The sequence below is a fragment of the Virgisporangium aurantiacum genome (genome assembly GCF_016863635.1).
In the GTDB taxonomy this organism is placed as follows: domain Bacteria; phylum Actinomycetota; class Actinomycetes; order Mycobacteriales; family Micromonosporaceae; genus Virgisporangium; species Virgisporangium aurantiacum.
In genome coordinates this window covers 15714-38030 of record NZ_BOPG01000121.1, presented here as the reverse complement: position 1 = coordinate 38030, position 22317 = coordinate 15714, and the positions used below count along the sequence as shown (strand labels likewise).

Below are 22317 nucleotides of genomic sequence, written 5' to 3'. Positions count from 1 at the left end.
CGATCCGATCGCCGCCGCATGACGCCGGCGATGACACTGGTATCCCCGGTCCGCTATGTCCATGCGGTGCGGCGTCAACCCCAGCCGGCAACGTCCGTCATTACCCTGGATCGATGCAGGGTCTTCTTCCACTTCTGACGGCCGCCTTGGGCGCCTTGATCGCGTTCGCTGGTGTCTGGCTGACCCAGCGCCGTGCAGACCTGCGATCTCTACAAGAGCGTCGTGAACATCGGCTCCTTCCCGCCTATCTCCGTTATCACTCGAGTCTGCGGGAGTGGGTTCGAGTCATTGAATCGCATGCGCGAGGGGACGCGGTAACGCCCGACCGGGAGGAGCAGATGCGCGCGGCTTTCGAGCAGGCGAAGCTAGCCGGCTACGAAATGGATCTCATGGCTCCACCCGAGCTCGCGCGCGGCGCGGAAAGGGTCTTGGATCGCCTGGTGGAGCTATCTGAGCTGCTCGGGTACCCGCTGCGTCTTTCGGCGCTGGAGCCGCGCTCGGAACCCTTCTCGCGGGACGAGATTCGCAGGACTCTGGTCGCGATCAGCGACGCCCGGCTGGCCTTGATGGTGCTGATGCAGCAGGATCTTGGGCTGCGCTCCAAGAACGACTCGGACATTGGGGATCGCGACGAACATCGGATGCTGCGCCCGTAGCGCGCGCTCGAGGCGTAGCAGCAGCAGACGTTGAGGCGGCGCCGAGCCGGCACCCCACGGCTTGTCCAGGAAACCACCTACACCCTGGCGCTCTTGATCACGTTCCGGATCTGTCGCCGTCCGGGCTGGCTGTTGCTGGTTGAGGACCCGGCGAACTCCACGACGCCGCCGTTCTGCGCGAGTTTCCCGACTTGCCCGTCTGCAGTCTGAGCCTCGCCAGTCTCGGGCTCGAGTGCGGTGAGGCAGAGTGCTATCTGGGCATGAGGACGACATTCGCCGACGTTTCGCGCGATCGCCGGTTTCTACGCGAACGCGATGCCGTTGACGGCAGGATCGCGACGGTCGCCGGCCGGCTGATGGCCGCCCGGCGAACCAGCCGGGCGAGCGTTCCCGTTCGCTCCTGGGATAGCGCGCGGCTCAGGATCCTCGTTCCGGCGGCCTTCACCACCGCTGGGGGCGACGCTTGACGGACGCGAAGCGCCAAGTCACCATGCCAGAGTCCGAGCAAGTTCAGGCAAGCACCAGGGGAGGTAACACCGTGGCACTAGAATTTCTCGGCAAGGATCCGGCCAGCCCCGATGGCGACTCGGCGACAATCTACCGTGACACGGACCGCGACACCTACCTCATTCAAGGGCTGAAGGTCGTTGACCAAGAGCGCCTTCGCCAACTTCGCTTACCTGAGCACGAAACGGTGGTTGAAATACCTCGATACATGACCCAGTTCCTCCCGGAGGTTACTGGTGGCAGCGGCTCCTAGCATTCAGGAACTGGTGCGATCGTGCCGCCATTCGGCGATTCACCTGGAAATGCGGGACCAGTACGACCGTGCAGATCCCATGTTTCTTGCGTGGCAGCAGGGACGCGGCGACGATCCCGATGCTGATCGGTCTACGTGGTGGCGTCCCTGGCTGGATCTCGTTGACGAGGTCACGGATCGTGGCGTTCAGGTCAGGCGCGCAAGGATCATCAGCGAACCCATTAGCGAGTACATTCAGTTCGAGTATGAAGGCGCGTTTACGAATGTTGCTGCTGGCGAGGAGGTCCGCTGGCTGCCGCGTCGGTCAGCCACAGACATTACGCTTCCCGGCAACGACTTCTGGGTTTTTGACGGGGAACGTGTTCGCATTGGCCACTTCGACGGCGATGGCGCATCAACGGGGCACGAGATGACGAATAACCCCGCTGTCCTGCAGCTTTGCCTATCGGCCTTCGAAGCGGTGTGGGAGCGAGCGACACCGCATGACCAGTACCGGCCGAAGCTCAGGGATGGCGCAGCGTCAGTTCGATGAAGCCGCAGTCTTCAAGCGCACAGCAAGCTCTCGCCGCACTCGGTACCCGCCTACGTGAGGTCCGCATCGAAGCGGGCCTCACTGGGCGGGCATTGGCGCAACGGGCAGGATGGCACGAGTCGAAGGTTAGCAAGATTGAGTACGGCCGTACTCAGCCGTCCCCCGACGACATCCGAGATTGGTGCAATTTCACCGGTGTCCCTGAGCAAACCGAAGAGTTTGTGGCCTCACTGCGGGCCGTCGAAGGAATGTTCGTCGAGTGGCGACGCATGGAGGCCACTGGCCTACGGCGTGCGCAGGAGGCGGTCGTCCCTCTCTGGGAGCGGACGCGGGGTTTCCAAATTTACAACCCGCGCCTCATCCCTGGGCCAATCCAAACACGCGGATACATCGCCGCACTTCTGGACGGTTTGCGCTTACGTCGTGGCCTGATTGACGATGTCGAGGAGGCGGTGCAAGTGCGCGTGGACAAGCAGCGCGTTATCGGCGACGGGGACCGCCGCTTCGCGATTGTCCTTGAGGAATGTGTGCTCCGCTTCTCCATTGGCCGACCAGAGGTGATGGCGGGCCAACTTGGCCATCTCCTCGCTGTCAGCTCCCTGCCATCTGTCTCCCTGGGGATCATTCCTCTCGACGTCGATCGTTCGAAGACATGGCCAGTCGAGGGCTTTTGGATGTTCGACGAGAAACGCGTACACGTAGAGTTGGTTAGCGGCCACCTGACAATTTCGCAGCCTCAAGAATTGAGGCTGTACAAGAAAGTATTTGGTGACCTGTCCAGTCAGGCGGTATTCGGCCGTGAGGCGCGGACCCTCATCGCCGCAGCGATCGACCGACTGGACAGCGACAGAAGTTGATCGAGCAAGTTTGAGCACACTCGTTGTGTGCCAGCTCCCCGCAGCCCTAGCGTCATTTGCGCGCGGTGCTCACACCGCTGCGTTGGCTGGGTCGCTTCCTTGGCTGAGTCGTCGTGGCGGGCGCCGCGTCGAGGGCGGCGGCGATTGTCCACAACGGGATCTTCTGAACCCGTACCGCCGCTCTCGCCCCGAACAGGCGTTCCGGCCGTCAAGGAGGCGTGAGCATGGAAGAGCACCTGCCCACACTCGGATCCAAAGTACGCGCATGGAGGATCCCGCTCCAACTCGTGCACGGCGGTGCGCGATGAGCAGCGGCCCAGAGGCGGGGGCACCGAGGGGTGAGGACTGGGCAGCCGTTGAGCGTCTACTGGACTGTTTGAAAACCGAGCAGGCTGCGGAGCGTGAGCAACCGCTTCAGTCCTTGCCGACACAGACAACGGAACGGCCGGTCTGTGATGGGAAGTGACCCGTACGGTCCGCCGAAGCTCGACACGTCGGTCCCGCATCCGGCCCGCCGGTACAACTACTGGCTCGGCGGCAAGGACCATTTCGAAGCCGACCGGGTGTCCGGTGATGCCATTGCCGCGATGTTTCCAGGGGTGCGCGCGTCGGCAATCGAGAATCGCCGGTTCCTTCAGCGGGGTGTGACTTTCCTGGTTGGCGAGTGCGGCGTCCGGCAGTTCCTCGACATTGGTACCGGTCTGCCGACGGCGGACAACACTCACGAGATCGCCCAGCGGATCGCGCCGGAGTCGCGGATCGTGTACGTCGACAACGACCCGCTGGTGATGGTTCACGCTCGTGCGTTGCTGACCAGCGCACCCGAGGGTGTCACCGCCTACATCGAGCAGGATCTGGACGACACGAAGGCGGTCCTGGACGAGGCCCGCATGGTGCTCGACTTCGATCGGCCGATCGCGTTGCTGCTCGTGGCGGTTATGCATTTCATTTCGGACGATAACGACGCCTGCGAGGCCGTTGCCGAGTTGCGGGATGCCCTGCCGCCGGGGAGCTACCTTCTGCTGAGCCACGTGACCGGCGATCCGTTCAACCCGAGAACGCAGGCCGCCTGGGACCAGGCCATCGCCAGCGGCCGGCACGGCGATTTCCGGTACCGCAATGAGGATGAAGTCCTCAAGATCCTCGACGGGTGGGACTTGCTTGCGCCCGGCCTGGTGCCCGTCGCCCAATGGCGTCCCGACCCGGACAGCGAGCCGGTTGCGTTCGCAGACGCGGCTGTCTATGCGGCGGTGGCCCGCAAGATCTGACGACCTTGACGCATTCCGACGCCGGAGCCCAGCGATGGGCGGGCCGGTCAATGCATGCTGCCCGCCGGACGACTCGGCCGGGCTCAACCCTTGAAACGGAGTGACATGACGCTGAGCACGACATACGCGCTCGACAACGATCAGCGTGGCGCGGGCATTTCGCTGGCCTGGCTGGCGCAGATCCTCGACCCGCACACCATGCGCATCTTGGAGCCGCGGCTGGAGCCTGGTGCCCGCGTCCTTGAACTCGGGGCCGGCACCGGCAGCATCGCCCGGAAAGTTGCCGACATCGTCATCCACGAGCCGGCCGCCGCAGCCGGCGACCATGGGGACCGGTCCGTTCTCCATGCCGGCCCGCGCGGTCTGGTCGTGGCCACCGACCTCAAACCGATCCACGTCCAGCCGACGCACCCGGGCGTTCGGGTAGAGAAGCATGACCTGCGTTCCCAGCCGGTCGCCGGCATCGGCGGCGGCCCGTGGGATCTCATCCACGCGCGATGCCTGCTGGCCCACCTCGGTCGCCGCGATCAACTCGTCGCCGAACTCGCCGCTGTCCTCGCGCCCGGTGGCTACCTGGTGATCGAGGACTGGGGAGGGGTCGGGGCGGGCGTGGTGCTGCGGGCGCCGACCGGTGAGACCGAGGTGCTGTACTCCGCCTACCAGCAGGCGCTGAGATCGTACTTGCAGGTACACGGCAACGACGGGACGTGGATCCTGCGTGCGTATCGGCTGATGGTCGAGGCCGGCCTGGAGGCAGAGGTGCTGACCGGCGCGACGTCGTGGGTCGGCGGGCAGGCCGGTTGCCGCCTGCCGATCGAGCTGTCCAAGCAGATCGAGGACCAGCTCATCGAACACGGCATCGCCCTCGACGATCTCCGCACGTTGCGCACCCACCTGGTCAACCCGGACGTGACCGTGATGGGGAACCTGACCTGGTCGTTCGTCGGCCGCCGACCGATCGCTGCGGGGTGACCGATGCTGTCCCCGAAGAGCGTCGCTCCGCTCCTTGCCCGCCGAGGCCTCCTCACCGCAGCCGCTGGCGGTGCGGCCGCCGCACTGATCGGCTGCGGCAACAACAAACCCCACCGCCCGACCAGTAGCAAGATCGACAAGGTGGCGTATCTGACCGGGTTCAACATCACCGGCCAGGACGCCTTTCTGTACGTGGCGAAGGAGAAGGGCTACTTCCGCGACGCCGGGCTCGACGTCGACATCCAGGCCGGTGCCGGTACCCAGAGAAACCTCGCGACCTTGAAGTCGGGGAAGGCGCAGATCGCCTGTATCGACGTCGCGGGCGGCATCATCGAGAGCCGGCGGCCGCCGTTCGTGGACTTCCGGATCTTCACCACGATCTACCAGCGGGGGGTGTCGTGCATTGTCGCCCTGCCCACGGCCGGTATCCACGCCCCCCAGGACCTGCGAGGCAAGAAGATCGGCTACACCGTCGGCGGAGTCAACCGCAGCATCTTCCCGGCCTACGCCAGCGCTGCCGGGATGAAGGACAGCGACGTTGTCTGGGTCGAGATGGCCCCGACGGGCATCCGGCCAGCACTCATGGCCGGGCAGCTCGACGCCTCGACCGAGATCGTGGTCGGCCGTCCCGCGATCGAGGCGGCCGCGCGGGCGGCGGGGAAGCTGCGCCCCGGGGAGACGGTCACGATGCTGCCGTACTCCGACCTGTTACGCGATGTGGTCGGCAACGCGATCGGCTGTCTGACCGAGACCGCGGTGACGAACCCCGACCTGGTGCGCGGGTTCCGCGACGCCGCGGTGCGCGGCCTCGTCGACACGATCGCCGACCCGGACGCGGCCGGCGAGATCATGGCCAAGCACGTTCCGGCCTACACGCCGGAGATTGCCGCTGCCGAGGTGACGGAGATGATCCCGTACGTGCGCGGCAGCGACGCGATCGGCTACCTCGACCCGGTGCGGGTGCGAGCGTGCATCGCCCTCATCCAGGGCCTGGGTCTGGTCCCCGCCGACGTCGCCCCGGAGAACATCGTGGCCTTCGACCTGCAGCCGCACCGGTGACAGGCAGGGGAAGGCCGGCCGCAACAGACATCACCGAGCGGCCGCCCAGCGATCAGATTCAGTCGGTGGCGCGAGCAGTAGAGATCCTGACCGCCGTGGGGGTCGGCGGGGCCTCCAGGCATCACTGCCAATACCATCGCGGAACGCTGCGGTCTCAACCGGCAGACGATGTACCACCTCGTCCGGACCCTGGTTTACCACGGCTTCCTGCAACGCTGGGATTCCCGCGTCGGTGGAGTCTCGACGCAGACATACACCCTCGGATTCGCGATCCTCGACCGCGCCCGCGACCTGTCGACGCTCCTCACGGCGGATCACCGGCGCCGCTCGGCCCACGACATCGCCGACGACATCGCCAACGCGACTGGACGGCCACCCCGCGAGATCGACCGCTACCTCGCGCAAGCCGCAGCCCTGGCTGGCGCACCCACCCGGCAACGTTGATCACCGCGCAGTCCGTAGCTGCTCGATCGAATCGCGGCCCCGGCCGGGGGGCCGCATCCGACCCGGTGCCGACGGCACAAGGCCAGGAGCCCTCCGCGATCGCCGTCCAGAGGGCTCCATTCCGGCCAGCCCGCCCTCCACACATCCGGGGCGCGGGCCGGCCCCCGGACCGGCGATCCCTCGCGTCACCCCACAGCCCCCGGTGGGTAGCGCCCGCACCAGCACGAGGCGCGCCGATGCGAGGGATCGCCCCACATCACCCGGCGCCAGCCGGCGCCGGGCCGTTCACAATCATGAGAAGGTCCGCATGACACCCCTCTTCACACGGTCGATGACCGTGGTGGTCACGTCCCTGACGGCGGTCGTCGCGCTCGTCGTCGGAAGTTCGCCGGCCTCCGCGATCGTCGGCGGACAAGACGCCACCCAGAACTACCCCGGCGTCGCGTCCCTCACCATTGCGCTGCCCGACGGGCGCACCGCCTGGTGCGGCGCATCCCTGATCCACCCCAAGTGGCTGCTGACCGCGGCGCACTGCGTCTCGGAGGACGCACCGGCACCGACGCCCGTCGCCGTGCCGGGCGGGACCGTGTCGGCCCGCGTGGGCTCCGCCGACCGGACGGCCGGCGTCCTGGTGACCGGTCGGCAGGTTTACCTGCACCCGGACTGGATGTGGGGCGCGCTCGCCGGCCGGCCGGTGTCCGACCTCGCCCTGGTCGAACTCACCCAGCCGGTACGGGCGTCGATCACCCTCATCTCCCTCACCCTGCTCGGCGTCGGCGACCCGGGCCGGTTGGTCGGTTGGGGGCTGACGCAGTTCCCGCCGCCGCAGCCGGTGACGATCCCGGTCACGTTGCAGCAGCGGGACACCACGCGCCTGCCCACCAACATGTGTGCCGGCGGGTCCCCCAGCGATGGTGAATTCTGCGTCGACGGTGGCGCGTGCTACGGCGACTCGGGCAGCCCCGCACTGCGCCGCAGCCCGCTCGGCTGGGCGTCGATCGGCATCACCAGCCGGGAAACGACCGCAGAGCCGTCGTGCGGCGGGCCGGGGATTTACACCGACCCCACGTACGCACCGTTCCCTGCATGGATGCTCCAGATGATGCGCAAGCCGAAACTACAGCCGTGCACCTGCCCGCCGACGATCTACTCAACGGACAACGCACGCAAGAACCTGTTCAAGCCGCTCATCACCACGTAGCGCACCTCGAAACCGGTCCGGCCACCGCGGAACGGGGATGGCCGGACCGGGCCCTTGGACTGGAGACGTTGGACTGGCGGCCCTTCGCTCCCCCTTGCAGCGGGGTTTGCGCCCGGCCTCACAAACCCGGACGTCGCAGCGAAGCGAAGGGCCGCCACCACCGACCCGGCCGCCCGCACCTAACGCATCGACCGGTCAAGCCGGCTATCACCGCACAGGTGCCGGCACCAGACCCCGGTTAGACGCATGTCCTGAGGTCCCTTCCGCGAATCGGCTGGCAGGGACCTGGGTCCCACGATGCTCCAGCACAGGAAGGTTCGCCCTCGTGGATGTCGCAGTCGATCTGGTCGTCCTGGCCGTGCGCAGCGACGACTTGAACATTCTGCTCGTCCAGCGCCGCAAGGCTCCGTTCAAGGGGCAGTGGGCATTGCCCGGCGGCGGTGTCAAGAGAACCGAAGACCTGGTCGACGCCGCACGTCGTGAACTCCAGGAAGAGACCGGCATCCGGCACGCGCAGCTCGACCAGCGTGGCATCTACGCGACGCCCGGCCGCGATCCCCGCGGCCACGTCATCAGCGTTACCTGGCTCGCTCTCCTACCCGACCTGACCTTGCCGACCGCCGGCTCCGATGCGAAAGCCGCCTGCTGGCGGCCCGTCCGCGACGCAGCCCCACTCGCCTTCGACCACGACGAGATCGTCCGTGACAGCCTCGAACATGTCCGCGGCCGACTAGAACACACCCCGATGGCCGTTGACCTGTGCGTTGTGGAGTTCACGATCACTGAACTGCGCACCGTCTACGAAGCCGTCTGGAACACCCAGCTCGACCGGCGCAACTTCCACCGCAGGGCGCTGCGCATCCCGGGTTTCCTCGACCGCACCGACCGGTACCGAATCGGGTCCACCGGCGCCCCCGCACCCCTCTACACACGCGGCAACGCCGACACCCTCCACCCGCCGCTGCTCCGTCCCCGCAGGCCGTCGCCGCGTTCGAACCCAACCCCTGATGGCCAGGGACCGAAGCCATGACAGCCGATCTTCACCAGTCGGAATCCAACGCCCGCAACGTCCTCGCCGCAGGGATGCGGCGTCTCGTGCCCGCGGGAGTTAGGCGACCTCACTGGTGTGTACCCCTCCCTGAGACATCGGTCGCAGCCACCTGCCCCTGCGGTCGGCTACCGCATCGTCACCTGACAATCCCGACACCTACGACAGCGACAGCGATATCGCTGCGAAGCGAACCAAACCCTACGTGCATGCCTGGTAGTCCACGTGCGGGCCGCCACCCCATCATCAACACCAGGAAGACACCTTTCGATGACCATCGACCTCAATATCTCCCTGTTCAACTTCCGCAACGGCGGACTACGCCCGAACAACGGCTACGACTTCCGCCCGCTGACCGAGACGTACGTCCCAGCACCAGCACCAGATCTCATCGCCCTCTGCGAAGCCAAATTCTGGTTCGCGCGTGGACGCCGATTGTTCCTGAAAGCGGTACAAACGCTCAGCGCGGCTACCGGGCGGACCTACGTCGGGGAGTTGTTTAGCGGAGCCTTGGCCACCGCGGTGGTGTACGACCCGAACGTGTTCGACCTCGAAGCCGGCGAAGAGGTTGACTTCGCCGACAAACAGAACCTCGCCCGGCTCCGACACCGCAATGACGACAGCCCGTTGCAGATCCTCGTCGAGCACTGGCCGTTCTGGGACGGCGACGCCCGGGTGGCCCGAGCGAAACTGCTCGCCACCTACGGCGCCAGCGACATTCCCACGATCATCGCCGGGGACCTCAACTCGACCTCGTCCGGATCACACCTGCCCACCGCCGACTGGTCCCGGCTCCCGGCAACGGTCCGTGACCACAAAGGCCGGCAAGACCCAGACGGCAGCTGGCACGCCGACACCCGCGCCGTCGACCGGCTCATCGGCCGCTGGGACACCACCACCGGCAACCGCATCGACGGAGCCGGCTTCCACCACGTCGCCGAACTCGACCCCTGCAGTCCGCGACCACTCCCACCCACCGTCAACCCCGGCGGCTCTGGCCTGCACATCGACTACATCCTCATCAACGACGCCTGCCAACACGCCTGGCCCGTCATGCCAGGCAGCTACAACATCCACATCCCCGACCCTGCCCGCCCAATGCCTTCGGATCACCGACGCGTCGACATCACCCTTCGACGAACAAACGCCGTGATCAGCGAGGCTGTCAGCCGGTCAGGTGATGCCGCCGGCACCACCCCCACCTGACGACGGTCCGCGTCGACGTGGGCGGTGAGTGACGGGGCTCGGCGGTGCTCGTGCACCGACGCCCGGGACCGTCCGTCCACCCTAAGTTCGGCGACGGCGGAGGGCTGAAACCCTCCCGGTCGCCGGCCATAGCAGTTGACCTGCAGCCTCGAACACGCGTTCGTATATTAGGCCGATGCGGCGGTGGACTCGGCAGTGGCGGATGACCGTCCGTTGGGCGCGGCCCGAGGACTCGCCGTGGCGATCGAGCACTTGCGAGTTCCGAGCCTCCACACCAACCGAACTCCGCCTCCTCATCGAGGCCGCCCGAGCCGACCGTGGGGTGATCGCCTTCCCGTATAAGTCGGTCCGAGAGATGGTCGGCGACGAGCCGACACACTGCCCGGCTGGCCACCTCTACAGCCACGGCCGCCGCCACGGCCGGCTCATCGACCAGTGGGCCGCCTGCGACTGCGGCGGCCACCACGTCCTGGTGTGCGAGGAGCCCGACTGCCCGCAGCCACAGGCGTACGACCCACCCGTCGACTACGACTGCGCGCCGGCTGCGCCTCGATGATCAACGGACGTGGTCCTCCGTTATGACTGCGGGGCCCTCGCCGCCTCGAGTCACTATACGTTCTTGAACGAATAGATAGCAGTTGCTACCGTGGCTCCCATGATTGACCGCACTGGCCCTGTCGCGCCCTATCGACAAGTCTCGAACGAAATCGCCGCCCGCATTGGCGCCGGTGATCTCGCACCGAGACAGCGAATCCCCACGGAAACCGAGCTGTGCAAGGAGTTTGGCGTGAGCCGCGGTACCGCGCGAAACGCCACCGCCGCGTTGCGGGACCTCGGCCTCGTCGTGACCGTGCCGCACCGCGGCACGTTCGTTGCCCAACATGGTGAACAAGGAGCGGAACCAGCTGACTGACTGAGCTCTGACCGGGTGCTGCGACCACCAGTCGAGCTGTTGGCCATGGCGTCGACTGGGGCGCGTAGAGAGGCCGGTCGACGCGGCCATCGGCCGAATCGGCCACTAACGTCAGGGAGTGGATGTCGACACGTTCTCGCTTTCCCGCGGTCCTATCGGTCTCAGCGATCTGCTGCTGCGGATGCTCGACACGACCGCCGTCCGCCTCGGCAGGCCCTGACCGGGGGATGCGCCGGGCGCAGGCAGTGTTGACGACGAACCCGGCCCCTCCCAGCAAGATCGGGAGGGGCCGGTTTCGTCGTTGCTCGATCGTTGGCCGAGGCGGGTGGGCCGTCTTCAGGCGGCTTCGTTCATGCGGCCTCGTCCAGGCGGCGCCGCGCGCGTGGGATGAGGTTGCTGACGGTATCGGCGTAGGCGCGTCGGAATTCGAGCAGGACCGAGGTGTAGATGTCGGAGGTCATCGCGACGGTGGCGTGGCCGAGTAGTTCCTGGACTTCTTTGATGTCGGCGCCGCCGGCGTACATGTAGGTGGCGCAGCAGTGCCGTAGGTCGTGCAGCCGGATCGGCGGCAGACCGGCTGCGGCGACGAGGTCGTCGAAGCGTTGGCTGATCGTGTCCGGGTGCCAGGCTTTGCCGTCGGGGCGGACGAAGAACAGGCCGGTGACGGGCCAGTCGTCGCCGCACACCTGCTGCCAGCGGTCGCGGCGGGCGACGTAGTCGCGTAGGTCGGCGACGGTCGCCTCGCCAAGCGCCATGGGTCGTTCCCCGGCGCGGCTCTTGACCCGTTTGGTGATCGGCTTGTAGCCGACCGAGGTGATCTGCTGGGAGACGGTGAGGTGCGCGTCGTCGAGTTCGACCTCGTAGTCGCGCAGCCCGACCGCCTCACCGCGGCGCAGCGCCCGGTCGAGCAGGAGCTTGAACATCGGGTAGAGCACGATGTCGTGGGCTTCGGCGTAGTCGAGGAATTCGCCGGCGTGGTGCGGTGACCAGACCATGACAGGGCTGGGCCGTTCGCCGGTCTTGCGCCAGTGCTCGACGGCCTTCGGGGTCCACACCTTCGGCCTGGGCGAGGTACCCGGCTCCAGCTCGACGCTCAGCGCCGGGTTGAACGGGATGAGCTTGGCTTTGCAGACGCAGTCGTTGAGCGCCTTGCGCAGGGTGGCGAACAGCCGCTGCAGGCTGACCGGCCCGATCGGCCGGATACCTTTCACGGTGGCGCGGATCGCCGGGTCAGGGCTGGCCCTGGCGTCGAGGATGTCGAGGTTGCGTTCCTCGAGCTTCGTGAACATGGTGGCGATGTGCCGCTCGTTGAGTTCCTGGATCGGGATGTTGCCGAGGTGCGGGATGAGGTTGTTGGTGATGTGGTCGCTGTAGCCGCGGATGGTCTTGGGTGACAGGCGGCGCCGGCCGGCGAGCCATTCGGTGAGGTATTCGGCGGTGGTCTTGGCGACCGAGGCGGGAACCCCGGCCTGCAGCCTGGCGGTGATTGTGTCGGGGTCGGGCAGGGGTTGCCCGCGCCGGGTCGCCCAGATCAGGTCGCTGATCTCCAGGGCGCGGTCGGCGTCACCGCGGGCGAGGTCGAGCAGCGCCTTGACCCGGTCGCGCAGGGCGGTGGCGTCGTCGCGGCCGTCGAACCCGCCGCGGCGGAACGGCCGCCGCGGCTCGCCCGGGCGGGCGGGCAGTTCGATCTGGTACGCCCAGGTGCCGTGGGTCGGGTGCCACCCGCCGCCGGCGCGGCGCAGCTTCGGGCACTTGCTCCCCAACGCCTTGCCGGTGCCGGGGTCTTTGCAGCTGCAGCGTTTGTAGACGGATCCTTCCGGAATTGCGGTGCTCACGGTGCTCCTCGGGTCGGTGCGTCCCGCATACGCTGCGGGCCGGAACGTCTGTTTTCGTCGTGGTGATCGACGCTCGACTGCGGCGGCACAATCAAGTCGCCGACCGGCGCCGGCCCGGCCGGTTCGGTGGTGGCGGGTGCCGCGGGCAGGTGCAGCGCGGCGAGGATCGCGGCGACCGCGACCCGGTAGCGGTTGCCCACCTTCAGCACGGGCACGGGGAACTTCCCGTCGCGGGCGAGCTGGTAGGCCAGCGCCCGGCCGAGGCCGAACACCTGCGCGGCGGTGGACAGGTCGGTGACGACACCGAGGGCGCGGATCCGGCCCTCGGTCCACGGCTGATCGCCGTGCCCGGCCCGTGTCAGGACGGGGGGCACGGCGTGCGGAGTGTCGTGGGCGGACGCGCTGGTGGTCATGTGACTGGGCACGGAGGCCACTCCAATCAGCGGTAGGCGGAACAACGGACGTGGCCGGGCCGCTGCTGCGGTCCGGCCATCGACGGTGAACGAGGTGGGAGGGGTTGTGCCATGCTGCTGGCATGGCTGGCAGGGTGTGCCGCCCGGACCACACCGCGCACATCCGCGCCGAGCTGGCACGGTCGGCGATGTACTTCGCGTCCGGGCTGGTCGTCGCCGCGGCGGCCGGCGCGACGCTGCTCATCGGGCAAGTGACGGACCTGTCCGCCGACCGGGATGGCTGATTCGGGCGCTATGGATCGTGGGCGCATTCGCCGTCACCGTGTCCCTGGCCGGGCTGGCCACGGTTCTGGTGCGATGGCTGGCGTATCTGCGCCGCCGCGCCGAACTCGACGCCGAGGGCGCGGAACACATCGGCGAGATCAACGCCCGGCTGGCGAACCGCAACCCCGAACCGCAGCCGGCCACGACCGCACGGCGGCACCTCCCGAGGCGTGCTCCGGTGGTGCTTGGCGCAGCTGGTCGAGCCAGCCCAGCAGTTCGGGCAGGCCGCGGAGCGGCCCGTACGCGAGGTGGGTGCCGTCGACGGAGTCACAGCCGATGGAGGCCGCGTAGCGCAGCCGGGTGAGACTGTTGACCCGACCCATGTGCACAGGCAGCCCGAGGGTGCGGGCGTGGGCGGTGAGGCCGGCGGCGGCCGGTCCGAGTTTCCAGGACGTCGACCCGCCTAGAAACAAGGCGTCGAAGGACCTCCACTCGATGTCGAGGTCCTCCAATCCGTCCTGGGCGACGAGCGCGGCCCGAAAGCCCAACGCCCGGATGCGGGGCAGGACAGGCCGGGACCGCGCCCAGGTCGCCGCCACGTCCCCGACAACGTCTGGCGCGGTCGCGAACCCGCACCGTCCACGGTGGACGCTGCGGGCGGCGAGCCACGCCAGGTACGGTTCGTCGCCGGGGTAGCGGCCGGTGTATGCGCTGTTGTCGGCGATCCACGCGACACCGGCCTCGACGCGGTTCCCGGACGCCGGAGTGGCGATCATGCCGAGCCGGCCGGCGCGCATCGCCTCACGAACGGCGGGGCCGGACGCGGTGGCGTAGTAACGCACGGACAGCGACGACGACGGCGAGCGGGACGGCGACGACGACGGCGAGCGGGACGGCGACGGCGGCGGTCTTGATCCACACCTGTCCCGGCAGCGACGCCCAGATCGGGAAGCCGGCCAAGCCGAGGAAGACGACGCTGTCCACCGGGGCGGCGACGGTGTTGGACGCGACCGCCGCGGTGATCCAGCCGCGGCGGATCAGCCGCTGGTACACCAGCAGGTCGGCCACCTCGGACAGCGCGAACGCGGTCGCCGACGCCAGCGCCAGGCGGGGACCGGCGAGGCCGGCGCTGAGGAGTGCACCGGCGGCGATGCAGGCCGCGACGGTGGCGCGGCCGGCGAGGTGGTGGACCGCGTCGCGGGCGAGGAGGGTCAGGCCGGCGGCGATGGTGCCGGCGGTGGCGGTCAGCCCGAACCCGACCGGGATCAGGCCGAACGTGGCGGTGAGGGCGTTGGCGGTCATGACAGTGGCGATGAACCCGGCGACCGCCGAGGCCGCGTGCCACCGCAGACGGTGGGGGCGGCACTCGGGCGGGCCGGATGGCTGCCGGGTCGTGGCGGTGATTGCCGGGGTGGCGGTGGTTTGAGGGGTGGTGGGCATGGCGGTTCGTGGGTGTCCTTTCACGGCGACGGCGTCAGGCGGCGGGGCGGGCCGTGGCGGGGTGTGGGTGCGGGGCGTTCGGTGGTGCGGGCGAGCACGTCGGCGACCATGTCCGACCACGCGACGCCCGCGACGGCGCTGCCGTGGTCGAAGCGCACGGTCAGGTACGGGTCGCGCCCTTCTGCCGCAGGTCGGGGCGGTCGAGGAACACCCACGTCATCGGCGGTTGCCAGCCGTAGGTGTTGATCGCGAAGGCGTCGATGACGAGGCTCCAGTCCTCGGCGTGCAGCACCACCGCGAGCGCCCGGCCGCGGCGGTCCCGGCCGACCTGCACCGCGCCGGGTGGTGCGGCGGCGATGTCGGGGGCGTCGCGGATGATCGCTTCACCGTCCCTGTCGACGCACAGGTGCAGATCAACCGGGTGGTAGACCGGCCGCCACCGTCGGCGCAGTGCCCTCTCGGTGAGGTCTGCGGCCAGTTTGCGGGCCGCGCGGCGCCGGTCGCGCTGCACCGCCGTCAGCGGCGGCAGAGTGACCAGCGCCGGACGCACGATCGTGACCGGGAACGGTCCCCGGTCACCGCCCGCGCGGTCGCGGGTCGCGGTCGTTTTGCTCGGCGGCATCGGCGTGGGGACGTGGCCGACAGCGGCGGTGGTGCTGGACATGGCGCTACTCCTTGGTGGTGGGCTCCTGACCGGAGCGGGGTGGTGGGAAACGCGGTTGGATAAAAGGGATGAGCGGACCGGTGGGCGCCGCCGCCTGCCGCGTGGTCGTGCGGCGGCGCCCACACCCGCTGGTGCCGGTGCGGTGGCGGGTTGGTCAGGTGGGGGCGTGCCAGCGCCGCCGGGCGATGCCGGCGGTGCCGTGGTCGATGCGGGGCCGGCTGGGCCTCGACCAGCCCGGCGCTGGTGGCAGGTGCGCCACCACCTGCCAGCCGGCGGCGCGCAGGCTCGCGCCGGACTCGCCGGCCTGCGTGTAGGTCACCAGGCGGCGGTAGCCGAGCGCTTTGGCTGCCGCCCAGCAGGCGGCGTACAGCTTTGAACAGGCGTTGGTGCTGGCGTCGGTGGCGACGCGGACCACTTCGAGGGTGTGGCCGTCGTCGAGCAGTCGGGCGACCGGTCGGCCCACCATCGCGACCCCGACGAGTACGTCACCGCTGGCGACGCCCACGCTGAACTTGTGGCCGCGGGGCGGGCGGTGATGGCGGTGCCAGTCCTCGACGAAGCCGCACGCCTGGGCGAACGTGACCGGCACCAGACGCAGCCCCATCAGCCGGCCCCGTCCGTGGGTCCGTCCGTGGGTCCGTCCACGGGTCCGTCCACCGGGTCGGGCAGGTATGGGCGAAGCCGATGGAGGGCCTCGCCGTGAAACGCCGGGTTGACGTCGATGCCGATGTAGCGGCGGCCGAGCCGCAGGGCGGCCAGGCCGGTGGTGGCGGCGCCGGAGAACGGGTCGCAGACGATCCCGCCGGCCGGGCAGCCGGCGGCGATCGCCCGTAGCGGGAGATCGACCGGGAACGGCGCGACGTGCGCGCCGCGGTACGGCCTGGTCGCGACGGTCCACACGTCGCCGGGGTTGCGGCCCTTCGGATGGGCGGCGGTGTGCGCGTGCCCCACCGGCCGGAGGTTGCCGCTCGCGGCGCGTGGTTCCACGCTGGCGTCACCGTTGTGCTTGCCGTTGTGCTTGCGGCCGTAGGTGCCGCCGCGGCGGCGGGCGGTGGCGCCGATCCCGCCAGTGGCGCCGTTGCGGGCGCCGCCGAAGACGCGGGTGCCGTCGGCGGCGTCCGGGTGGAGCACGGGGATGCGGATCGGGTCCAGGTCGAAGTGGTACCGCGCGGACCGGGTGAGTAGGAACAGCAGTTCGTAGCCGGTGGACAGCCGGTCGCGGACCGACTCAGGCATCGGGTTCGGTTTGGCCCAGATGACCGCGTTACGCAAGATACAGCCCGACGTCTGCAGGGCGAACGCGACCCGCCACGGCACGCCGACCAGGTTCTTGGCCGGCAGCGGGGAGCCGCTGCGAACCGGCGAAAGCCGCCGGCTGGCGGTGATCCCGGAGGTGGTGTCGTGGGCGCGGCGGCTGCCGCCGGCGCAGCTGTCGCCGAGGTTCAGCCAACAGGTGCCGGACCGGGTGAGGACCCGCCGGGCCTGGTCGAAGACCGCGACGAGCCGGTCGACGTAGGCGTCCACGGTCGGTTCGAGGCCGTACTGCGGGTCGGTCCACCGCGCGGCGCAGGCGGGACAGCGGTCCCCGTCCATGCGTCTCCGTGTGGCCGGTTGGTGGGTGCAGCAGGGGTCGCCGCCGGTCCAGGTCCCGGTGCCGTAGTCCCGCAGCGACCAGAACGGCGGTGACGTGACCAGGCAATCGACGCTCGCGTCCGGCATCGCGTGCAGGACATCGCGGGCGTCGCCCAGGTACAGCTCGACCGGGCCACTGCAGCGGTACCGGCAACCGTCCAACGTGGACGGTCGGTGTGGTGTGTGGTGGTGGTCGGTCATCGGGGCGCCGCCCACCGGTGCGGGCACAGCAGTAGCCGCAACGCGACCGCTGCCTGTTGCGGTACGACGCCGTTGCCGAGCACCTTCAGGGCGAGGGTGCGCGGCATCCCGAGGTCGGTGACCCAGCCGTGTTCGAGGCCCATGAGCCACTCGACGAACGGCGGGGCGAGGACGGGTTTGCCGTGCCGGCCGGGTTGGGTCGGGTCCGGGACCGGCCGGCCGAGCAGGGCCTCCCAGCGGGCGACCGCGTGGGCGTAGCTGCCCCATCGCTGCGGGTCCGGCACCGGCCCGCCCGGCCCCAGCGGGCCGGGCGGGAGGGTGGTGATGGTGGTGCGCAGGTTCGGTCCGCCGCCGTCGCGGGTTCCGGGTCCCCGGCTGTCGGAGACGGTCGGGGTGGGCAGCACTCTCCCGACCTGGACCGCGACCTGGACGGCCGCTGAGGGCAGGGTCAGGTCTCCGTGCGAGCCCCGCTGCCCGGGGCAGCCTTTGGCGCCGTCGGTGGCGCGTGGGGTGGGCAGCAGCCGGGCCGCGTCGGTCAACGTGCGTCCGGCGTGCCCGACCAGTGGCACGGTCCGGTTGGCGGTGGCGTTGGCCGAGGAGCGGCTGTCGGCGACCGTCGGGGTGGGAAGCAGGTGTTGGCGGGCGAGGGCGTCCGGGCCGGGACGTGTGCTCGCCCCGGGCGACGGGGACCGGTTCGATCCGCACGCCACCGCGGTCGGCGTCGGCAGCAGGAGCTGCGGCCGGGATCCCAGCGGTCGGCGCTCGATGAGGTCGGGCAGCCCGTACTGATGGCCGGGGCCTTTGCCGTCACGGGCGCATGGTGTCGGCAGGGTCCGCATCCCGGCTGCCGAGTTCGGTGCGGGAGGCCAGCAGGAACAGCCTGTCGCGCCGGTGGGCGGCACCGATGTCGGATGCTCGTAGGCATAGCCATCGCGTGTCGTACCCGATCGTGGCCAGGTCGGCGTGGACGAAGTCGAGCCCGCGCCGCACGAGCGCGGCGACGTTCTCCACGAACAGATGCGGTGGTCGAAGCGCGCGAACGGCATCGGCGACGGCGGTCCACAGGCCGGAGTGTTCGCCGGTAATGCCGACACGTTTGCCGGCGTTGGAGATGTCCTGGCAGGGGAACCCGGCGGTGAGGATGTCGACGGGTTCGACCCGGCTCCAGTCGACGGTGCGGATGTCGCCGAGGTTTGCGACGCCAGGCCAGTGGTGGGCGAGGACGGTGCAGGCGTGCGGGTCGGTTTCGGCGTACCAGGCGAGCCGGCCGCCGAGAACCAGCTCGACGGCCAGGTCGAGGCCGCCGTAGCCGGTACACAGCGACCCGATCCTGGGCCCACCGGCGGATCCGGCGTACCGGCCCGGCGTCGTGCCGGCGGGGTGGGCATTCACGCCACCTCCCGCACGTCGGTCGGCCCGGTCACGGGGTCGCCGACGGGGCCGGCTATGGAGCCGGTTACGGGGTCGGTTGTGGCTTCGGCGGGGTGTGGGCAGGTCCACGGCCCGCACCCCGGCCGGTCACCGTCGTCCGCTTCGCCGGCCGTGTCGTCGGCCGGTGGCCTGGGCCGCAGGACGACCCGGTCGAGCGGCACCCGCTGGCGGTGCAGGAAGAATTGCCCGCGCAGCGGGTGTCCGTCGGCGTTGGCTCGCGCCGACCCGTGGCGGATCGCCGCGTCGAACGCGACAGCGTCGGCCCACTCGGCGGGGCTGCCGGCCTTCAACCGGGCCCAGAAGGTGTCGTCGTGGTATGGACACCCCAGGCAGCTTGACTTGCCTACGCCGGACAGGCCGTGCTGCTCGAGGTAGGTGACGCAGTCGCCGCGCCGCCAGCCGAGATCCAGCAACGGGAAGACGTTGCGCATGTAGGCGACGTCGGCGTCACGCGCCCGGTGTACCTCATCGACCGTGATCCCGATCGCCATCTCGGCGACCAGCCCGGCCGGCACCCGCTGCGGATGGGGGTAGCCGAGCCGCCGCCGCACCTCGGCCTTGATCGGCTTGATTTTGTACTCGGAAGTGCATTGACGTCGGGCCATGCCTCGTTCGCCGTTCGGGCCGAGGGTGAACAGCGGCATCGAGGCGAAGCGGTGGGCGGGGTCGAGGGCGTCGTCGCGGATGTTGCCGGTCGACACCCGCACGATCGGGATGCCCACCCCCGCGGCGATCTCGTTGAGCCGGTCGAGATGGGTGTAGACAGCGGCAGGCTCCCAGCCTGTGTCGGCGAAGATCGCCGCGTCGAACGGTGCAATGTCACCGCAGGCGGCCAGCAGCAGCGCGGCGGAACTCTGCACCCCGGCGCCGAGCGACAGGTATCGACGGGTGGCGGTCATCGGCGACCCCCGTGACCGTCCGATGTGGACGGCTCGTGCGATCCCGTCGGCTCGGCGCCCGGCTTGATGAAGATGAGCACGTCCTCGTGCGCGATGAGGTGCATCGGCGTGCCCGCCGCCCGTGCCTTACGCACCGACTGGAGCTGGAAGAACGACGGCCGGGCGACGAGTTGCCCGTCGCGGACGGCGGCCAGCAGTGCCACACACCGCTCGGTCGGGACCAGGCCGGCGCGCACGCCGGCGCCGATCACCGCCGAGGGCAGGTCGACCAGCTCGCCGCGCTTACGCCACGGCCGGGCGGTGACCACAACCGTGCCGCCGGGCCGCAGCAGCGCGGTGCAGCCACGCAGAATCTGCGCGAACCCGTCGGCCAAACCGGTCAGGTCCCGGTAGGCGAGGTTGCCCTTGTCGGCACCGTCGTTGTACCGGTTGTCGCGCACGTCGAGCTCGTCGCCGACCGCGACGTGCCCGTGCACCGCCGGCCCGTACGGCGGCGAGGTCACGACCAGCGCGACCGTCCCGATCAGCACACCGGGAACGAGCGACAGGATGCTCGTGGCGTCACCGCGGATGACACCGGCCCGGCCGGTCGCGCCCTGGGCGCGGGCGTGACGCAGGTTCGCGTCGGCAATGTCCGACCAACGCGACTCGTACTCCACGCCGATCGCGTCCCGACCGGCGTGCATAGCCTCCACCAGCGTGGTACCGATCCCACACATCGGGTCTAGGACCAGATCGCCCGGGGCGGTGTAGGCGGCGATGGCGTGCGCGGCGATCGCGGGCAGCATCCGGGCCGGATGCGCGGCCGAGTCCGGCACGTACCGGCCACGGCGCTGCACCGGCCCGGTCCGCTGCGCCGTCGCCCACACCGACAGGGCCTCCGGCCGGGAGATGGGGCGGTCAGGGTCGTCGTGGTCGGGTGCCGCGACGCCGGGCACGGCGTCGGTCACCGCATCGTCGAGGTGGTCGCGGTTGGGCTCGCCCGGGCTGGTGGCCGGGGCGGTGCGGGGCTTAGCCACGACGCCCACCACCCTCCCGGCCGGCGCCGCGCCGGCGCCGCGGCGCGGGGAACTGGACCGGTGTGAAGACCAACAGGTCGGCGTGCACCCGCAGGTGCGCCACCGTCCAGATCTCGCCCTCGGCCTGCGCACCCGCCCGGGACAGGGCGAGCAGTTCCTCGTCGGCGACCTGGCTGTCGAGGTGGTAGATGAACGTGTCGCCGTGCTCGCCGCTGATGTCGGCGGCGACGGCGACGATGTGCTGCAGATACCCGAGCCCGGCGCGGGCGGCTGCGGCGACGATCGGGGAGAAATCCTCCGGCGTAACGCCGCGTCCCATTGCCGGATGCCCTGGCGGGAGGGCGACGACGAGGACGAGGCAGCCGCCGGGGCGCAACAGTTCCCGGCAGGCGGTGAGCAGCCAGGCCAGCCGGACCCGGCCGGCGGCAGGATCCGGATCCAGCGGCCAGGAGGCCACGACCAGGCTGGTGAGCCCGGTCAGCGACGCGCCGTCGGGGACGGGCACGACCGGCGGGGCAGCCGGCGGCAGGTGCGGGTCGGTGAGGTCGTCGCCGAACCAGTCCGCCAGCGACCACACCGGTTCGGCATCGTCGGTGTCGGATCCGCCGTCGCGGTCGGGGTCGCGGCGCACAGCGCGGCCGGGACGGGCGCCACGGTGCAACGGCGACCGGTCGGTGTCGGCATCGTCATCGGCATCGTCATCGGCATCGTCGTCGACGTCCGCATCGGCGCCGTCGCTCACGTCGCCGCCGGTGGTGGCGGGGCCGATGATCAGCGACGCGACGTCGGTGAACCAGGCCCGGTGATGCCGGCGGTCGCCGGCACGGCAGGCCGCGGTGAGGGCGTGGTCGTCGGTCAGGTCGACGACCGCCTCGCCGGGGCGGCTGTAGGCGGCGACGAGCCGCCGCGCCAGCCGGGCGGGGATGCTCGCCCAGCGGTCGCCGCCGGCCCGGGCGGTGCGCCAGACGGTGATCGGCACCGGCGGGTCACCGGCGACCAGGTCGACCAATGGACGCCCGTCACCGTCGCGGTCGAACGCGGCGCCGGCGACGTCCGGGCCGGTCTCGGTGCCGGCCTTGGTGCCGGTGTCCGCAGCGCGGTCCGGGTCGGGATTGGGATCGAAGGAGTGGGTGGGGTGGTGCGGCGGGTGCGTCGTCATGTGACTGTCGGCTCCGCGCCGCGCCGTGAAGCGCTGACATCCCCCTATCCGGATTTGTGAGCCCTGGCGAACGCCCCCGCCGCTCACAGCCGCTCACAGCGACACAGGGCACGCTCACAGCGACGAACCGTGACAACGCTGCGAGCGGACGCCGCTCACAGCGGCGCTTCCTGTCAAGACCCCGCCCGCTCACAGGCGCTCACACCGAAGTCGGCTCGACGAACGTCGCCCATCCGCAGCCGCTCACAGCCGCCGCGAACGAAACAAGCAACGCTGCGCACGTTCACAGCGACGAACCGTGACAACACCGTGAGCGGACGCCGCTCACAGCGGCGCTTCTTGTCAAGACCCCGCCTGCTCACAGGCGCTCACACGGAAACCGGCTCGACGACCGCCGCCCGCTCGACGACGACCGCCATGACGCTCAGAGACCACGCTCGGCGC

25 protein-coding genes and 1 pseudogene are annotated in these 22317 nt (G+C 69.8%); 13 read left to right on the top strand and 13 right to left on the bottom strand.

Going from position 1 to position 22317, the window contains the following annotated elements:
• The first annotated feature begins 113 nt into the window (after positions 1-113).
• The 12 genes and pseudogenes from Vau01_RS60415 to Vau01_RS60360 all read left to right on the top strand — a co-directional run bounded on the left by Vau01_RS60415 (position 114) and on the right by Vau01_RS60360 (position 10916).
• A complete protein-coding gene (locus tag Vau01_RS60415; protein WP_204013569.1) occupies positions 114-656 on the top strand; it encodes a hypothetical protein in 543 nt (180 codons plus the stop codon).
• A gap of 743 nt (positions 657-1399) precedes the next feature.
• Complete coding sequence (locus tag Vau01_RS60410; RefSeq protein ID WP_239153050.1) at positions 1400-1948, top strand: DUF6879 family protein; 549 nt, start codon at positions 1400-1402, stop codon at positions 1946-1948.
• Positions 1945-2805 carry a helix-turn-helix domain-containing protein gene (locus Vau01_RS60405; protein ID WP_204013566.1) on the top strand — a complete coding sequence of 287 codons (861 nt, stop codon included), beginning with the start codon at positions 1945-1947 and terminating at the stop codon, positions 2803-2805. The genes Vau01_RS60410 and Vau01_RS60405 overlap by 4 nt, the downstream gene beginning before the upstream one ends.
• Before the next feature lie 401 nt (positions 2806-3206).
• Positions 3207-4073 (top strand): SAM-dependent methyltransferase, encoded by an 867-nt coding sequence (locus tag Vau01_RS60400; protein WP_308440546.1) that lies wholly within the window; start codon positions 3207-3209, stop codon positions 4071-4073.
• Positions 4074-4178: 105 nt separating this feature from the next.
• Positions 4179-5045 (top strand): class I SAM-dependent methyltransferase, encoded by an 867-nt coding sequence (locus Vau01_RS60395; RefSeq protein WP_204013563.1) that lies wholly within the window; start codon positions 4179-4181, stop codon positions 5043-5045.
• Between the two features lie 141 nt (positions 5046-5186).
• On the top strand, positions 5187-6104 hold the full coding sequence (locus Vau01_RS60390) for an ABC transporter substrate-binding protein (protein WP_204013560.1): 918 nt from the start codon (positions 5187-5189) through the stop codon (positions 6102-6104).
• 117 nt (positions 6105-6221) lie between these two features.
• Positions 6222-6548 (top strand): annotated as a pseudogene (locus tag Vau01_RS60385) (helix-turn-helix domain-containing protein); the annotation flags it as partial.
• A 307-nt stretch (positions 6549-6855) separates the two neighbouring features.
• Entirely contained in the window at positions 6856-7749 is an 894-nt protein-coding gene (locus tag Vau01_RS60380) for a S1 family peptidase (RefSeq protein ID WP_204013557.1), read from the top strand.
• A gap of 358 nt (positions 7750-8107) precedes the next feature.
• A complete protein-coding gene (locus Vau01_RS60375; RefSeq protein ID WP_239153047.1) occupies positions 8108-8779 on the top strand; it encodes an NUDIX hydrolase in 672 nt (223 codons plus the stop codon).
• 288 nt (positions 8780-9067) lie between these two features.
• Positions 9068-10003 carry an endonuclease/exonuclease/phosphatase family protein gene (locus tag Vau01_RS60370; protein ID WP_204013552.1) on the top strand — a complete coding sequence of 312 codons (936 nt, stop codon included), beginning with the start codon at positions 9068-9070 and terminating at the stop codon, positions 10001-10003.
• 175 nt (positions 10004-10178) lie between these two features.
• Complete coding sequence (locus tag Vau01_RS60365) at positions 10179-10559, top strand: hypothetical protein (RefSeq protein ID WP_204013549.1); 381 nt, start codon at positions 10179-10181, stop codon at positions 10557-10559.
• Between the two features lie 99 nt (positions 10560-10658).
• A complete protein-coding gene (locus Vau01_RS60360; protein ID WP_204013546.1) occupies positions 10659-10916 on the top strand; it encodes a GntR family transcriptional regulator in 258 nt (85 codons plus the stop codon).
• A gap of 350 nt (positions 10917-11266) precedes the next feature.
• Here the strand turns inward: Vau01_RS60360 and Vau01_RS60355 are convergent, their stop codons facing one another.
• Both Vau01_RS60355 and Vau01_RS64340 read right to left on the bottom strand, forming a co-directional pair.
• Entirely contained in the window at positions 11267-12751 is a 1485-nt protein-coding gene (locus Vau01_RS60355) for a tyrosine-type recombinase/integrase (protein WP_239153044.1), read from the bottom strand.
• Entirely contained in the window at positions 12748-13176 is a 429-nt protein-coding gene (locus Vau01_RS64340) for a hypothetical protein (RefSeq protein WP_239153042.1), read from the bottom strand. Before Vau01_RS64340 ends, Vau01_RS60355 begins: the two co-directional genes overlap by 4 nt.
• Positions 13177-13286: 110 nt before the next feature.
• Here Vau01_RS64340 and Vau01_RS60345 point away from each other — a divergent pair, with 110 nt between their 5' ends.
• A complete protein-coding gene (locus Vau01_RS60345) occupies positions 13287-13448 on the top strand; it encodes a hypothetical protein (protein WP_204013543.1) in 162 nt (53 codons plus the stop codon).
• Between the two features lie 138 nt (positions 13449-13586).
• Here Vau01_RS60345 and Vau01_RS60340 read toward each other — a convergent pair whose 3' ends face one another.
• The 11 genes from Vau01_RS60340 to Vau01_RS64335 form a co-directional block, all read right to left on the bottom strand.
• The gene (locus tag Vau01_RS60340; RefSeq protein WP_204013540.1) at positions 13587-14270 is read right to left on the bottom strand and encodes a hypothetical protein; all 684 of its coding nucleotides are present in this window, start codon (positions 14268-14270) and stop codon (positions 13587-13589) included.
• Positions 14230-14868: a VUT family protein gene (locus Vau01_RS60335; protein ID WP_204013537.1), complete on the bottom strand. Its 639-nt coding sequence runs from the start codon at positions 14866-14868 to the stop codon at positions 14230-14232. The genes Vau01_RS60340 and Vau01_RS60335 overlap by 41 nt, the downstream gene beginning before the upstream one ends.
• Positions 14869-14888: 20 nt before the next feature.
• Positions 14889-15026, bottom strand: coding sequence for a hypothetical protein (locus Vau01_RS60330; RefSeq protein WP_204013534.1), 138 nt, complete (start codon positions 15024-15026; stop codon positions 14889-14891).
• A 2-nt stretch (positions 15027-15028) separates the two neighbouring features.
• The gene (locus Vau01_RS60325) at positions 15029-15532 is read right to left on the bottom strand and encodes a hypothetical protein (protein ID WP_204013532.1); all 504 of its coding nucleotides are present in this window, start codon (positions 15530-15532) and stop codon (positions 15029-15031) included.
• A gap of 154 nt (positions 15533-15686) precedes the next feature.
• Positions 15687-16136, bottom strand: a complete 450-nt coding sequence (locus Vau01_RS60320) for an XF1762 family protein (RefSeq protein WP_204013529.1) — start codon at positions 16134-16136, stop codon at positions 15687-15689.
• Positions 16136-17365 (bottom strand): DNA-methyltransferase, encoded by a 1230-nt coding sequence (locus Vau01_RS60315; RefSeq protein WP_204013526.1) that lies wholly within the window; start codon positions 17363-17365, stop codon positions 16136-16138. The genes Vau01_RS60320 and Vau01_RS60315 overlap by 1 nt, the downstream gene beginning before the upstream one ends.
• The gene (locus Vau01_RS60310; protein WP_204013523.1) at positions 17362-18204 is read right to left on the bottom strand and encodes a hypothetical protein; all 843 of its coding nucleotides are present in this window, start codon (positions 18202-18204) and stop codon (positions 17362-17364) included. Before Vau01_RS60310 ends, Vau01_RS60315 begins: the two co-directional genes overlap by 4 nt.
• The gene (locus Vau01_RS60305) at positions 18173-18757 is read right to left on the bottom strand and encodes a DNA cytosine methyltransferase (protein ID WP_204013520.1); all 585 of its coding nucleotides are present in this window, start codon (positions 18755-18757) and stop codon (positions 18173-18175) included. The genes Vau01_RS60310 and Vau01_RS60305 overlap by 32 nt, the downstream gene beginning before the upstream one ends.
• Complete coding sequence (locus tag Vau01_RS60300) at positions 18754-19695, bottom strand: adenine nucleotide alpha hydrolase family protein (RefSeq protein ID WP_239153040.1); 942 nt, start codon at positions 19693-19695, stop codon at positions 18754-18756. Before Vau01_RS60300 ends, Vau01_RS60305 begins: the two co-directional genes overlap by 4 nt.
• Complete coding sequence (locus Vau01_RS60295) at positions 19692-20633, bottom strand: TRM11 family SAM-dependent methyltransferase (protein WP_239153057.1); 942 nt, start codon at positions 20631-20633, stop codon at positions 19692-19694. The genes Vau01_RS60300 and Vau01_RS60295 overlap by 4 nt, the downstream gene beginning before the upstream one ends.
• A 73-nt stretch (positions 20634-20706) precedes the next feature.
• Complete coding sequence (locus tag Vau01_RS64335) at positions 20707-21873, bottom strand: hypothetical protein (protein WP_239153038.1); 1167 nt, start codon at positions 21871-21873, stop codon at positions 20707-20709.
• Positions 21874-22317: the final 444 nt, after the last annotated feature.